Annotated in this window: 14 protein-coding genes; 10 read left to right on the forward strand and 4 right to left on the reverse strand. The window is 62.1% G+C overall.

Translation table 11 applies throughout. The annotated features are described in order from the left end of the window. The first annotated feature begins 128 nt into the window (after nt 1-128). From I2H36_RS14325 to I2H36_RS14340, 4 genes are read left to right on the forward strand one after another with little or no spacing between them, the layout of a single operon-like run. Nucleotides 129-728, forward strand: a complete 600-nt coding sequence (locus I2H36_RS14325) for a DUF1285 domain-containing protein (protein WP_196264570.1) — start codon at nt 129-131, stop codon at nt 726-728. Further along, a complete protein-coding gene (locus I2H36_RS14330; RefSeq protein WP_196264571.1) occupies nt 728-1366 on the forward strand; it encodes a CoA pyrophosphatase in 639 nt (212 codons plus the stop codon). The genes I2H36_RS14325 and I2H36_RS14330 overlap by 1 nt, the downstream gene beginning before the upstream one ends. After that, nucleotides 1363-1620 carry a DUF6111 family protein gene (locus I2H36_RS14335; protein ID WP_196264572.1) on the forward strand — a complete coding sequence of 86 codons (258 nt, stop codon included), beginning with the start codon at nt 1363-1365 and terminating at the stop codon, nt 1618-1620. Before I2H36_RS14330 ends, I2H36_RS14335 begins: the two co-directional genes overlap by 4 nt. Then, nucleotides 1617-2858, forward strand: a complete 1242-nt coding sequence (locus I2H36_RS14340; RefSeq protein WP_343234449.1) for a CCA tRNA nucleotidyltransferase — start codon at nt 1617-1619, stop codon at nt 2856-2858. Before I2H36_RS14335 ends, I2H36_RS14340 begins: the two co-directional genes overlap by 4 nt. A gap of 483 nt (nt 2859-3341) precedes the next feature. Here I2H36_RS14340 and hemF read toward each other — a convergent pair whose 3' ends face one another. Next, nucleotides 3342-4238, reverse strand: coding sequence for an oxygen-dependent coproporphyrinogen oxidase (gene hemF / locus I2H36_RS14345; protein WP_196264573.1), 897 nt, complete (start codon nt 4236-4238; stop codon nt 3342-3344). An 11-nt stretch (nt 4239-4249) separates the two neighbouring features. Then, nucleotides 4250-4729, reverse strand: coding sequence for a tRNA (cytidine(34)-2'-O)-methyltransferase (locus I2H36_RS14350; RefSeq protein WP_196264574.1), 480 nt, complete (start codon nt 4727-4729; stop codon nt 4250-4252). Nucleotides 4730-4985: 256 nt separating this feature from the next. Here I2H36_RS14350 and petA point away from each other — a divergent pair, with 256 nt between their 5' ends. The 6 genes from petA to I2H36_RS14380 all read left to right on the forward strand — a co-directional run bounded on the left by petA (nt 4986) and on the right by I2H36_RS14380 (nt 9976). Then, nucleotides 4986-5549 carry a ubiquinol-cytochrome c reductase iron-sulfur subunit gene (gene petA, locus I2H36_RS14355; RefSeq protein ID WP_196264575.1) on the forward strand — a complete coding sequence of 188 codons (564 nt, stop codon included), beginning with the start codon at nt 4986-4988 and terminating at the stop codon, nt 5547-5549. Nucleotides 5550-5574: 25 nt separating this feature from the next. Continuing rightward, nucleotides 5575-6855, forward strand: coding sequence for a cytochrome b (locus tag I2H36_RS14360; RefSeq protein WP_196264576.1), 1281 nt, complete (start codon nt 5575-5577; stop codon nt 6853-6855). Between the two features lie 23 nt (nt 6856-6878). Further along, nucleotides 6879-7763 (forward strand): cytochrome c1, encoded by an 885-nt coding sequence (locus I2H36_RS14365; protein WP_196264577.1) that lies wholly within the window; start codon nt 6879-6881, stop codon nt 7761-7763. An 82-nt stretch (nt 7764-7845) separates the two neighbouring features. Continuing rightward, entirely contained in the window at nt 7846-8460 is a 615-nt protein-coding gene (locus I2H36_RS14370; protein WP_196264578.1) for a 2'-5' RNA ligase family protein, read from the forward strand. Nucleotides 8461-8523: 63 nt separating this feature from the next. After that, on the forward strand, nt 8524-9408 hold the full coding sequence (locus I2H36_RS14375; protein WP_196264579.1) for an S-methyl-5'-thioadenosine phosphorylase: 885 nt from the start codon (nt 8524-8526) through the stop codon (nt 9406-9408). 22 nt (nt 9409-9430) lie between these two features. Next, nucleotides 9431-9976: an adenine phosphoribosyltransferase gene (locus I2H36_RS14380; protein ID WP_196264580.1), complete on the forward strand. Its 546-nt coding sequence runs from the start codon at nt 9431-9433 to the stop codon at nt 9974-9976. A 49-nt stretch (nt 9977-10025) separates the two neighbouring features. Here I2H36_RS14380 and I2H36_RS14385 read toward each other — a convergent pair whose 3' ends face one another. Next, nucleotides 10026-11027 carry a MaoC family dehydratase gene (locus I2H36_RS14385; RefSeq protein WP_196264581.1) on the reverse strand — a complete coding sequence of 334 codons (1002 nt, stop codon included), beginning with the start codon at nt 11025-11027 and terminating at the stop codon, nt 10026-10028. A gap of 151 nt (nt 11028-11178) precedes the next feature. After that, on the reverse strand, nt 11179-14256 hold the full coding sequence (locus tag I2H36_RS14390; protein WP_196264582.1) for a calcium-binding protein: 3078 nt from the start codon (nt 14254-14256) through the stop codon (nt 11179-11181). Between the last annotated feature and the right edge of the window lie 139 nt (nt 14257-14395).

Genomic DNA, 14395 nt, shown 5'->3' on the forward strand with positions numbered 1-14395 from the left:
GTCGATGCGCCGCAGCACAGAACCCGAGTGGAGTGGACGAGACAGCCGAGGACTCTATGCTCTAGGAAGTAACCATCGGCCGCCGTTCGTCGATCCCGAAAAGTGAAAAACATGTTCACGCTTGCGTCATGACCGATCCCACGCCTCTCACCCCCGGAAGCGCCCTGGCCCGCCTGACGGAAGCGCTCGGGCCCGATTCAAAGCGCAAAGGCCCGCCTCCGGTCGAGCGCTGGAACCCGGCCTATTGCGGCGAGATTGACATGCGCATCGCGGCCGACGGAACGTGGCATTACATGGGCTCACCCATCAATCGGCCCGGTCTCGTGAAGCTGTTTTCGACGGTCCTGCGCAAGGACCCTGAACGGTACGTGCTCGTCACCCCAGTGGAGCGCGTCGGGATTACGGTGGAGGACGCGCCTTTCCTGGCCGTCGAGATGGCCGTGGAGGGTGAGGGGGAGAGCCGACAGATCGCGTTCCGCACCAATGTGGACGATCTCGTTCAGGTCGGGCTGGATCATCCACTCCGGTTCGAGCAGGACGCGAATGGCGGCATCAAGCCTTACATGAAAGTCCGCGGGGAATTGTGGGCTCTCGTGACGCGAAGCCTGGCCCTCGACCTGATTGCCATGGGCGTGGAAAAGACCGTCGATGGGGCGGCGACGTTCGGTATTCATGCAGGCGGCACCTTCTTCCCCATCGCTCCCGCGTCCGAATTGGGCCTCGCTTGATGCGCCTTGCTCCCCATGATGAGCCAGACTTCCTGACCCTGGCGACCGAGCGGCTGCGGCCTGAACCGCCGCATGCGGAGGAGGCCCTGGCGAACCCGCGCGGCGATCACAGCCTCGACGATGTGCCGCTGGCCTATCCGCTCACGCCGAAGCCTGCCGCAGTTCTGGTGCCTGTGGTCATGCGCGACGAGCCGATGCTGCTTCTGACCGAACGCGCCGCGCATCTGCGCCAGCACTCGGGACAGATCGCCTTTCCCGGCGGCCGGGTCGATCCGACCGATGCCTCGGTCCTGGACGCCGCCTGCCGCGAGGCCCAGGAAGAGATCGGCCTCGACAGCCGCTTCATCAGCCCGCTCGGCTACCTCGATCCCTATCTGTCCACGACGAATTATCTCGTGATGCCCGTGGTGGCCCGGGTCTCGCCCTCCTACACGTTGGCCATCAATCACGAGGAGGTGGCCGACGCCTTCGAGGTGCCGCTCAGCTTCCTCATGGATCCCGCGCGCCACGAGCTTCATTCCCGGGAATGGAAAGGAAGGCTGCGCCGCTACTATGCAATGCCCTATCAGGGGCGCTACATCTGGGGCGTGACGGCGGGCATCATCCGCAACCTTTATGAGAGGCTCTACGGTTCATGACGCGGGCAGTCATTCAGGGTTTGGTGCTGTTCCTGCTGCCCTTTGTCCTTTTCGGCGCCTACCTGGTCATTCGTCGGCGCAATCCGCTGCTCTGGTCGCACTGGAGCAGCCAGTCCGCCTGGCTCACGATTGCGGGCTTGGGCTTCGTGGTCATTTCGCTGATCGTGACAGCCCTCCTCGAGGAGCGCCAGACAGGCGCCTATGTGCCGACGCATATGGAGAACGGTCGCGTCGTTCCGGGACATTTTCAGTGACGGAAACCTTGAATCGACAGGCGCTGACGAGCCTTCTCCAGCGCCCTGAACTGCGCCGCCTTCTTGAGGTTTTCAATGACGCGGCTGAGGAGACACGCATTGTGGGCGGCGCCGTGCGCAATGCCCTGCTCGGACACCCCGTGACCGAAGTGGATTGCACCACGACTATGCTGCCCGACGCTATCATGGCGCGGGCGAAGCGGGCCGGGTTCAAGGCGGTGCCCACAGGGATCGAACACGGCACGATCACTGTAATCGTCAACGGTGAGCCCTTCGAAATCACTACCCTGCGCGAGGATGTGGAAACCGACGGCCGTCATGCCGTAGTGCATTTCGGACACGATTTCGTGCGCGATGCCAGAAGGCGGGATTTCACCATTAATGCCCTGTCCCTCGGGATCGACGGGCATCTTTACGATTATACCGGAGGCGAGGCGGATCTCGCCGCCCGGCGGGTGCGCTTCATCGGCGAGGCCCGTACCAGGATCCGCGAGGATTACCTTCGCATCATGCGGTTCTTCCGCTTCCATGCGGAATATGCGCAAGGCGAACCCGATGCCGAGGGCCTAGCCGCCTCGGGAGCCGAGCGGCAAGGGCTCACCATCCTGTCGAAGGAGAGGATCCGGCACGAATTTCTCAAACTTCTCGTCGCGAAGCGGGCCACGGAGACGATCCGCATTCTCGGGGATCACGGTTTCCTCACCGGGCTTCTCGGTGGCGTCACCGAATTTGGCCGCTTCAGGCGCGTGGCCGCCGATGACCAGGACAACCCTGTCGCGATCTGGCGTCTTGCTGCCCTTGCCGTGATGGTGGAGGAAGATGCGGAACGCCTGCGGGAACAGCTTCGGCTGTCCAATAACGAGCACAGGGAGCTCGTCGCCTATTCCAGGCTTCTCAGCCTTCTCAAGACCTGGGCCCTGCCGCTCGATGTCGCAACCATCCGCCGCCTGGTGGCGGATCACGAGCCCGAGGCTCTCGGAGTGGTTCTCGCCGCGACAGCCGGGGAGCCGGCTCCGATTGTTCATCAGGACGCCCGCGATGCGCTTGCGCGCTACCGTAACGGCGCCGAGCCCGTGCCGATCTTCCCCCTGCGTGGGGCTGACTTCGTCGAGGGCGGCGTTCCGAAGGGCCCAAAGATCGGCGAGATGCTCGCCCGTGCCCGGCAGGCTTGGCTGGCCGAGGGATGCCGCACGGATGAAGCCTATGCGAGGAAGTTGCTCAATCGGGTGCTGAAGTAGGCTTAGGTTGCCGTCGTCTTGGACGGAATGAAGTGCAGATCCGGGATACCGTGCAGAAGAGAGTGCAGGTTTTCCCTCTCCCGTAGGGAGGAGAGAGGAAGATCAATGTTCTTATTTTGTTCTTGACAATTCTCCTAAGCTGGGCTATAGCTGGGGACATCCTCGCCCGACGAGGGGCGCGCTCGCGAGGCGTCGCAAGAGTGGGGCGAGGAGCGGTCCCGCCGCAGGCCTCGCACGCCTGTGATCGCGGGTGGCCGATCCTGGCTTGATCCAGGTCCGCTGAAACAAACCGCGCGTGACGAGCAGCTTGGCTCTCACATTTCCCACACCCATCGAGCCGGGCTGCCCGCCACGCCTCCCTCGATCCACCTTCAGGCTCGCAGCCCAACGGCTGCAGGCCCCAAGGTGCTGGCTTTTTGACACGCCGCCCACCCGCGTCATCCCGGATCTCGCTCCGCTCGTCCGGGATGACGAGTTCTTGTTTTAAGGCCACCTCACCGTCGGCGGCATGGAGGACAGGATCGAGGCGATGTTGCCGCCGGTCTTCAGGCCGAAGATGGTGCCCCGGTCGTAGAGCAGGTTGAACTCCACATAGCGTCCGCGCCGGACCTGCTGCTCGACCCGATCTTCTTCCGTCCAGGGCTTGCTGACGTTGCGGCGGACGATCTCGGGATAGACCTTGAGGAAGGCCTCGCCCACATTGCGTGTGAAGGCGAAATCCTCGTCCGGGTTTTCGGTCCAGTGATAGTCGTAAAAGATGCCGCCGATGCCGCGCGGCTCGTTGCGGTGCTTCAGGAAGAAGTACTCGTCGCACCATTTCTTGTATTTCTCATAAGATCCTTCCGGCGCGTGGGCGCTGCAGGCCTGTTCCATGGCTCCATGGAACAGGATTGTGTCCGGGTCTTCCTGCGTGCGCCGTCTTTCGAGCACGGGGGTGAGGTCCGCCCCGCCGCCGAACCAAGGCTTCGTGGTGACGACAAAGCGGGTGTTCATGTGAACGGTCGGCACGTTTGGATTCCAGGGATGGGCAATGAGCGATATGCCGCCGGCCCAGAAGCGTGGGTCCTGGTCGGAACCTGGGATCTGGCCGCGAAACTCGGGCGCGAATTCGCCGTGGACGGTCGAGACGTGGACGCCCACCTTCTCGAACACGCGGCCCTTCATCATCGACATGACGCCTCCGCCGCCGGGAATGCCGCTGTGATCCTTGCGTTCCCAGGGCGTGCGCACGAAGCGGCCGGGCTCCGCGGCTTCCGGGGGGAGGGGGGCCGTCACCTCGTCCTCCAGCGCCTCGAAAGCGGTGCAGATGCGGTCGCGCAGCAGCGCAAACCAGACAGGGGCTTCGGTCTGCAGGCGCGCGACGGCGGCTTGATCGGTCATCAGGTCTGGCCTCACATCTCGGAAGGGGCGGGATTGGGGAACGAACGGGTCTGCCGCAGGGCCTCGCCCAGGATCATGGCGGCGGTCACGGCCACGTTGAGCGACCGCATGCCGGGCTGCATGGGGATCAGGATCCTCGCATCGGCCGCTGCATGAACCTCTTCCGGCACGCCCGCGGATTCCCGGCCGACCAAGATGATGTCATCGGGCTGGTAAATGAAATCCGCATAGGGGATCGCCCCCTTGGTGGTGGCGAGGACGAGACGCCCTCCGGTCTCCTGCCGCCATGCTTCGAAGGCCCGCCAGGAGATGTGTCGGTTGATCGTTGCATGGCTGAGGTAGTCCATGCCGGAGCGGCGCAGATTGCGGTCGGAAACGTCAAAGGCCGCAGGTTCGATGATCTCGACCGGAACGCCGAGGCAGGCTGCAAGGCGCAGCATGGTGCCGGTGTTCTGCGGGATGTCCGGCTGGTAGATGGCAAGACGGGGCATGGCTTCGTCATCGTGGCAACGCGCCCCGCCGTCAAGGGAGCGCCTTGTGGGCTCATGGGTCGGCGGCATTTTGAGGCACAGGCTGGAACAACTCCAATCCGGCTATGGACAGGCGGGCTTGACCGTGCCAAAGAGCCACCGCGCGGCGACTCCCAGTCGCATTGCGCGCGCGTTGTCGTGTTCCATATCGGAATGCGTGAGCCGAATGCTTGGGTTTCCAATGCATTGCCGATGCGCGGTTCTCGTTTTTTGACCAATGCTGGAGAGCCAAGTGGCCGAGACCACCACTCATGTCGCTGAGCCGACACGGCGCGATTTCCTCTATATCGCCACGGGCGCAGCCGCCGCGATCGGCGGAGCCACCCTGGTGTGGCCCTTCGTCCAGTCCCTGGCGCCCGACGCGGCGACGGTGGCTGCCGGCGCGCCCGTCGAGGTCGACCTGACCCCCATTGCCGAAGGCCAGATCGTGAAAGTCTTCTGGCGCGGCAAGCTAATCTTCATCCGCCACCGCACCCCGGACGAGATCAAGGCCGCTCAGGATGTGAACGTCGCATCGCTGCGCGATCCGCAGCCCGACGCGGCCCGCGTGAAGGACGGCAAGTCGCAGTGGCTCGTGGTCTACGGCAACTGCACACATCTCGGCTGCGTCCCGCTCGGTCAGCAGGGCGAGTATCACGGATGGTTCTGCCCCTGCCACGGCTCGGTGTTCGACACTTCCGGCCGCGTCCGCGGCGGTCCGGCACCCATCAATCTGCCGATCCCGCCTTATGCCTTCGAGTCCGACACGAAGGTCATCATCGGCCAAGAAGCCACGGCGTAACCTAAGCGACGATCAGGCGATACACATGAGCCAGCATCCCACAACATACGTTCCCAAGAGCGCCTTCGGCCGGTGGTTCGAGAGCCGCCTGCCGGTCGCGGGTCTTGTCCATTCGTCCTTCGTCGCCTTCCCGGTGCCGAGGAACCTGACCTATTTCTGGACCTTCGGCGCCATCCTGGCCTTCATGCTCGTCGCGCAGATCGTGACCGGCGTGTTCCTGGCGATGTACTACACGCCGAATGCCGCCATGGCGTTCCAGTCCGTCGAACACATCATGCGCGACGTGAACTATGGCTGGCTGATCCGCTACCTGCATGCCAACGGCGCGTCGATGTTCTTCATCGCCGTCTACATCCATATCTTCCGGAACTTCTACTACGGCTCCTACAAGGCGCCCCGCGAGGTTCTGTACATCCTCGGCGTGATCATCTTCATCCTCATGATGGCCACCGCCTTCATGGGCTACGTGCTTCCCTGGGGCCAGATGAGCTTCTGGGGCGCCACCGTGATCACCAACCTGTTCTCGGCGATCCCGCTCGTCGGCGAGACCATCGTCAGCTACCTCTGGGGCGGCTATTCGGTGGGCAACCCGACGCTCAACCGCTTCTTCTCCCTGCACTACCTGCTGCCCTTCATGATCGCGGGCGTCGTCGCCCTTCACATCTGGGCTCTGCACGTTCCGGGCCAGAACAACCCGACCGGGATCCCGATCAAGTCGGGCAAGGACGCGGTTCCCTTCACGCCCTATGCCACGATCAAGGACATCTTCGCTGTCGTCGTGTTCATGGTCTTCTTCGCCTATTGGGTGTTCTACATGCCGAACTATCTCGGCCATGCGGACAACTATATCCCGGCGAATCCGGCCGTGACGCCGTCCCACATCGTGCCGGAGTGGTATTTCCTGCCGTTCTACGCGATCCTGCGCGCCATCCCCGACAAGCTCGGCGGCGTCATCGCCATGGGCGCGGCCATCGTGATCTGGGTGTTCATGCCCTGGCTCGACACCTCGAAGGTGCGCTCCACCGCCTACCGCCCCCTCTACAAGCAGTTCTTCTGGGTCTTCGTAGGCGTCTGCCTCGTGCTCGGCTGGCTGGGCTCCCGCCCGGCGGAAGGCTGGTACGTGATCGCGTCCCAGATCTGCACAGTCTACTACTTCGCCCACTTCCTGATCGTCCTTCCGGTGCTCGGCTTCGTCGAGCGTCCGCTGCCGCTGCCAAATTCGATCCTCGAATCCGTCATGGGCGTGCAGAAGGGCGGGGCTGGCATGCCGGCCGGCGCCAATGCCGAGCCGCAGTCCAAGGGCTGAACGGAAGCGTTGAGGAAAACATCATGATGAAGCGTACCCTTCTCATCGCTGCGGCCGTTCTCGGCCTCCACGCTCCGGCCTTCGCTGCCGGCGAGACTCCGGTCCCGCCGCAGCTCAAGTGGAGCTTCCAGGGGCCGTTCGGCACCTTCGACCGGGCCCAGCTCCAGCGCGGCTTCAAGGTCTACCGGGAGGTTTGCGCCTCCTGCCATGGCCTGAGCTACGTGGCGTTCCGCAATCTGGCGCAGCCCGGCGGCCCGGAGTTCTCCGAGGCTCAGGTTCGTGCGCTTGCAGCCGAGTACAAGATCCAGGACGGCCCGAACGAGGCCGGCGACATGTTCGAGCGTCCCGGCCGTGCGGCCGACCGCTTCCCGTCCCCGTTCCCGAACGAGAACGCGGCGGCTGCAGCCAACGGCGGCAAGGCTCCGCCGGATCTGTCGCTGATGGCCAAGGCCCGTACCTACGAGCGCGGCTTCCCCTGGTGGATCACCGACGTGTTCCGCCAGTATTCGGAAAACGGCGCCGATTACGTCACAGCTCTGCTCAACGGCTACGAGGAGGCTCCTGCGGGCTTCACGGTGCCTGCCGGCGGTCACTACAATCACTACTATCCGGGCCACGTAATCGCGATGCCGAAGCCGCTCAGCGACGGCCAGGTCGAGTACCCGAAAAACGAAGCCGGCCAGCCTCAGGTTCCAGAGACGGTCGAGCAGTATGCCCGCGACGTGACGGCCTTCCTCACTTGGAGTGCGGAGCCCCATCTCGAGGCCCGCAAGCGCCTTGGCTTCCAGGTCATGCTGTTCCTGATCGTGCTCGCAGGCCTACTTTACTTCACCAAGAAGAAGGTTTGGGCCCGGGTGGGCGGCGAGGTCGAAGGCCACGCTACACCGCCGATGACGCACAACCCCTAAGAACCAACGATCAAGGCCCCGGGTTCCGGGGCCTTTTTCTTGTCAGATGATACATCTTGGAAGCAGCCCTATCTCGGTGCCCATGCTGCAGACGATCGCCGACGACATCTGGGGGCTGCCCTGCCTCGCCTATCACGTTCAGCCGAGCCTTCAGCCTGAAACCCGCGAAGCCTTCGAGGAGGTGCAGCGGGCCATCGTCGAGCGCTGGCCCGAGCCTTTGCATGTAGGCCCCAAGCACGGGCTGCATGTTACCATCTATCCGCTGGTTCCGGTGAAGGGGTCCTTCGACAAGGACGCGTACTGGCAGGGCATCGCCCGTCAAAGCCAGAGCCTCTTGAAGGATCTCTGCACCGGGCATCAGCCCTTGGAACTGCGCTTCACCCGGCTCAAGGTTACAGATACCGCCATAATCGCGACTGCGACCGAGGCAAGCGGCTTGATCGGTGCCATTCGGGATCGGATCGTCAGCGACATCCCGCCGCCGCCCGGTCATAAGCCGATCTTCTACGATCTGATCCACACGACCTTGGCCCGCTACCCGACGGGAGCCGCCATTCCGGACGATGTGGTCAGGCGTGTCGAGAGCTTGCCCGTCTCCATCACGGCGCCGGTGACGCGCATCAGGCTCGTTCGCGAGTCGCTCTTTCCCTGTCTCGTGACCGACGAGATCGCCTCGATCCCGCTGATCGCGAGGTGAGGCTTGGGACGTAGGCCATCCTCGGTTATGACAGGGCGCAACAGCTGGGCAGATGAGGGCAAAATGACGAAGGCGGTTCTGGGCATCATCGGCGGATCGGGAGTCTATGATCTGCCGGGCCTTGAGGACATGCGCGAGGAGCGCGTCGCGTCTCCGTGGGGCGAGCCTTCCGACGTGCTGCGCATCGGCCGCATCGGCGAGACGACGATTGCGTTCCTGCCCCGGCATGGCCGGGGGCACCGGCTATCACCATCCGACATCAACTACCGGGCCAATATCGACGTGATGAAGCGGGCGGGCGTCACCGACCTGATCTCGGTCTCGGCCGTCGGCTCGTTCAAGGACGAGTACCATCCGGGCTTCTTCGTGCTGGTGGACCAGTATGTGGACCGCACCCGCAAGCGCGAGAACTCCTTCTTCAGCCAAGGTTGCGTCGCCCATGTGCCCATGGCTCACCCCGTGGGCCCTCTGCTGCGCCAGCGTATCGCCGATGCGGCTTTGGCCGAGGACATCCCGTTTGCGCTCGGCGGCACCCTCGTCTGCATCGAGGGGCCGCAATTTTCAACTTACGCCGAGTCGATCACCTACAAGGGGCTCGGCTACGATGTGATCGGCATGACGGCGATGCCCGAGGCCAAGCTCGCTCGCGAGGCCGAGATCACTTATGCGACCATCGCCATGGTGACGGACTACGATTGCTGGCATCCTGAGCACGACCATGTGGACGTAGCCTCCGTGGTGGCCGTGGCGCAGCAGAACGCCGCCAAGGTCGCGCGCCTCGTCGCCCGTGTGGCCCGCGATTTCCCGGCCGAGCACGAGCCGTGCCCGGCCGGTTCCGACCGGGCGCTCGATGGCGCCATCATGACGGCGCCCTCCGCCCGCGATCCGGAATTGCTGAAAAAGTTGGATGCGGTGGCAAGGCGGGTGCTAAACCCCTCACAAGCATAATTCCACAAGCAGGCTTGAACCCATGGACCAGCGTCTCCTCACCGACCTGAAGGCCGCGATCCGATCGATCCCGGATTATCCGAAGCCGGGCGTCGTGTTCCGGGACATCACGACCCTGCTGGGCAACGCGCGGGCCTTCCGGCGCTCCGTGGACGAGCTCGTGCATCCTTTCGCGGGCGGCCGGATCGACAAGGTGGCGGGCATCGAGGCGCGGGGCTTCATCCTGGGCGGTGCCATCGCCCACCAGCTCTCCTCGGGCTTCGTGCCGATCCGCAAGAAGGGCAAGCTGCCCCACGAGACCGTGCGGATCGCCTATTCGCTGGAATACGGCGTCGATGAGATGGAGATCCACACGGACGCCATCGGTCAGGACGAGCGGGTGATTCTCGTCGACGACCTCATCGCCACCGGCGGCACGGCGGTGGCCGCCACCAAGCTCCTGCGCCAGATGGGAGCCAATATCGTGGCCGCTTGCTTCATCATCGACCTGCCTGATCTCGGCGGCGCCTCGAGGCTGCGCGATCTCGGCGTCGAGGTGCGCAGCCTTGTGAGCTTTAAGGGGCATTGATACGACAGCATCATCGCCGCATATGCGGCGATGATGCTGGAAAGAACAGTCAGCCTCGCCTTTCCCAGAACACCATGCCGTCGAAGGCGAAGACCTCCTCGCCGTTCTGGTTCGTCCCTGTGTTGTGGTGGAACACCAAGCCCCATTCTGGGCGGGACGCGGACGGGCGCTTGGCCGTCACAGTCGTGCGGTAGATGATCGTATCGCCCGCATAAACGGGCTTGATCCATTTCAGGTTCGAGAAGCCCGGGGAGGGGCCGAGCCGGGCCGGGCGCTGGCCGTGGGCAAGCGCATAAGCACGAATCCGGTCGCGATGGCCGACCATATGCTTCATCCACACGCTCGCCGTATGCCAGCCGGAGGCGCAGAGCGCGCCGAACAGGCTGTTCTTGGCGGCTTCCGCATCCACATGGAACGGCTGAGGGTCGTACTGCTTCGCGAATCCTATGATGTCGTCCGGCAGGAAGGTGTAGGAGCCCAGTTCTTCCGTCTCGCCGATCACAAGATCTTCGAAATAGGCATTGGAGGAGATTGGCGGGATCCCCCGGTGGAGATTGTTGCTGGACCCGGACTGGGTGTTGGTTGAGAGGGCTCCACCCGTGAACGGCTCGGCATCACGGGTTGCGAACATCACCCAGTTGGTCTGCGTCAGCACCGTCTCGTCGTCATGATTGACCATGTCGAAGTGCAACTGCACGAGGCCGAGTTTGGGCCTGCTCTTGGAAATCCGGCTTTCCAGAACCTTCACATGCGAGCGAAGGGTATCGCCGGGCCTCACAGGCCTCACCCATTTTACCTCCTCGATGCCCGGGGCCCCCATGGCGGAGGAGTCCAGAAGCAGCCCATCGGCCACAAGCCGCATGTTGAGGCTGCACGTATGCCATCCCGAGGCGATCAGGGTGCCGACGAAGCTGTCCTTGGCCGCAACCTCGTCCACATGGAACGGTTGGGCATCGTATTCGCGCGCGAAGGCCAGGATATCGTCCTTCGACACATGGAGGGGCCCGAGGGTTTGAGCAAAGCCGACCGGCAGATCTTCGAACGTGCGCATGAGCAATCCCTTGTCGAGGCCTGCCCTAGCACAATGGGCGCTCCGTTGGGAGACCCGCCCCTGCAACCCTGGTCCGTCGCCCGCATGGCCTGAGAAACGAGAAAGGGGACGGGTGATACCCGTCCCCTTGAATGCGACCGTGTCTGGAAGGTCAGAGCACGAACCAGCCCTTGCTGAGGTCGATCGAGCCTTTCAGCTTGATCACGGCTTCGGCAGCCTTGTCGCTGTCCGTGTTGAGATAGACGTAAGTTTCCTTCTTCGTCTTCTCATAACGCACCTGTCCGGCCTTGGTGAACGCTTCCTTGCCGATGAACGAGAACCTCTGGTCTCCTCCCTTCTTGGTGTCGGCATCGACCAGCTTCAGGTCGATGCGATCGCCGGCGCGCCCCGAGAAGTCGGTGATGTAGTCGGCCTTGCTTTTGGAAGAGCCCGTCTCCCGGTCGTCGAAGGCGAACACATCGCGACCCGTGCTGCCGGTGAGGGTATCCTTGCCGAGCCCGCCAATAAGTTGATCATTGCCGGCGCCGCCATTGAGCATGTCATTTCCGGAGCCGCCTTCGGCCGTATCGTTGCCGAGCCCGCCGAGCAGCCAATCATTACCTGTTTCACCGCTCAAACGATCGTTGCTGCCGCCTGCATCGAGCGTGTCGTTTTCGGAACCGCCCATCAGCGTATCGTTGCCGAGGCCCGCTTCGATGCGGTCGTTTCCGGCAAGCCCATTGAAGGAATCGCTGCCATTTCCTCCCTTCATCACGTCAGCGCCGGCACTGCCGGTTGCCCGCTCATCAAGGGAGTCCTGGATCCGGATCACGAAGCTCCTGGTAATGCTCTCGCCGAATGAATCTGTAGCCGTCACCTCAATGGTGTGCAGCGTCGACTGCTCATAGTCGAGCCTGACGCCATCGGCGACGCGAAGCGTGCCATCCGGATCAATCGAGAACCGACCGCCCGCGCTGTTGGTGAGAGCAAACGTGTGCGTGTCGCCGGAGTTGTCCGTGACAGAGAAGTTGCCAATGAATTGCCCCTTCTCGCTGTTCTCATACACCGCATCCCCTTCCAGCTTGAGACCGCTGGGAGGTGTATTGAGCAATCCGTCGGAGCTGACCGTACGATCGGAGAACTGGAAGAACTCTACGTTGTAGATCGCATCCTGGTCATTCTTGTTGTCCTTTTCGGTTATGATGATCGCGCCGCCCAGGCCCCGCTCGACGGTGTAGTCGGAGAGTTTCCCCGTGAGAACGACTGTATCGTTTCCGCCTTCGCCGTTAAGGATGTTTTTGCCCTTGTTACCGCGTAGGATGTTGGCGTTTTGGTTGCCAGTCAGATCGATCGTAGTAGTGCCATCCGCGGCCTGGAGGATCTCCACATGGGCCGCATCGGTGAGATCGTAGGACACGCTTGCAATCAGTGTATCCGTTCCCTTGCCATCGTCTTCGAAGATTTCGTCTCCAGCACTGTCGATCCAATACGTATCGTTGCCGCCTCCGCCCCGCAGCGAGTCCTGACCCGAGCCGCCGTCGAGCGTGTTGGCGGCGTCATTGCCGGTAATGTCATTGTCAAGACCGTTTCCGGTACCCTTCGTAGCGCCCTGGAGCAGGACCAGGTCCTCAAGGAACTGATGGTTCTCAAGGCTGAAGTCTAGCTTAGACTGGACCGTATCCCGACCTCCATTCAGCGTCTCAATGATTGTGTCGTCCCCATCCACGACATAGGTGTCGTTGCCGCCTCCGCCACGCAGCGAGTCCTGACCCGAGCCGCCGTCGAGACGGTTATCGCCAAGATTCCCGACGAGTGTCTGAGAGACTTCGTTGCCAGTCAGATCGATGTCAGCGCTACCCGAGAGGCTAAGCTTTTCGATGGCTTGTCCCGCCTGTAAGGTGAAAGAAACCTCAGCGCGCACTTCATCGTTGTCGGTAGTGGACGTTTCGATAATCGAGTCATTACTATCGACGTAATAGATGTCATTGCCCGAACCGCCTTCAAGCGTATCTGCGCCTGAGTCTCCAGCCAGAGTATCGTTGCCTGCATCTCCATACAGACGATCGTCATCCTGGCCCCCGAAGAGGGTATCGTCCCCAGTGCCGCCATAGATGGTGTCATTTCCTGCATTGCCGGATATATCATCGTTATCGGCATCGCCATACAGATGATCGTTGTGAGTGCCACCATCTACAGTATCGTTGCCGGCGCCACCGTAAATGGTGTCGTTGCCACCGGCGCCGTTGAGGGTGTCGCCGACGTCCGTGGTAGAGTCCCGACCGTATCCATAGATCGTGTCCGCGCCAGATGTGCCGGTAATCGTATCCGCGTTAGGAGTGCCGTAGATAGGCCCCGGACCGGTTGGTGCCGGGATGACTCCATCGGCGAATTGCAGGAATTCGATATTGGTGATCAAAGAGGTCCAGTCCCGCTCTGCTGTGCGATTGGTCACACGCCAATAGCCGCCGCCGACATGGACGATGTCGTAGTCTGCTCGGTTGAAGAGGAACTGCGCGGTATCGATATCCGAACCGCCATCGAGAGTGTCGTCATCGGGATCTATGGAGGGAAAACGGCTTCCGCCTAACGTATCGTTGCCATCCCCGCCCAGCAGATGGTTCCCAAAACGGTCGCCAATGAAATGATCATTGTGAGCAGAACCGATCAGCCCTTCGACACTATAGAAGCGGTCATTGTATGCCTCTCCGGTGTTGCGATCCGGCCAGTCGTCCATTGACGCAAAGACACCTGCGCTGGCAGTCTCATAAGATGCGTAATCAAAGCCTTCGTCGCCCGACATCATGTCGTCGCCCACGCCGCCAGTCAGGGTGTCATTGCCGGCCCTGCCATTGAGGCTCTCAAACTCGGATGAAACACCTATAATGATGTCTCCTTGATCTGAGCCAATTTGGACGCTCCAGTCTTCACTGGCCATGAGGTGCGCAAACGAGGCAAATCCACCGCTCTGCAAGTCTTGGATTGATCGGGTGATATCGAGGTCGTTTTCGCCTTCCCAGTATCTTACGATGCTCGCCAAGTGCGTACCGGTCTGCCGATTTGTTACCAAGACCTCGTTTATGACTGGATTGTCGCCAAGCAATGCACTGCCGGTGTAAGCTATGCTGCAATTAATGCCGTTGATCGTCTTATTCACGATGAAAGAAGTGTCTGATGATGAGGCAATCGTGAATGCGCCCGAGAAGAGTTCTTCCCAGGAGACTGTATCTGTATAGAGAAAGGACCGCGCCATCCCATTGCTCCTTCTGAAATAAGGTTTCTTGCCTCTATCTCTCGCCAACGGGCTTGCGCGCGGCAACTCTCTGAACAGGTAGGTTTATTGACGTAGCGTCGCTTTCGTGCAGGTTCGCGGCGTTCCACGAGATGGAATG

Source organism: Microvirga terrestris (genome assembly GCF_015694425.1).
Classification (GTDB): Bacteria; Pseudomonadota; Alphaproteobacteria; order Rhizobiales; family Beijerinckiaceae; genus Microvirga; species Microvirga terrestris.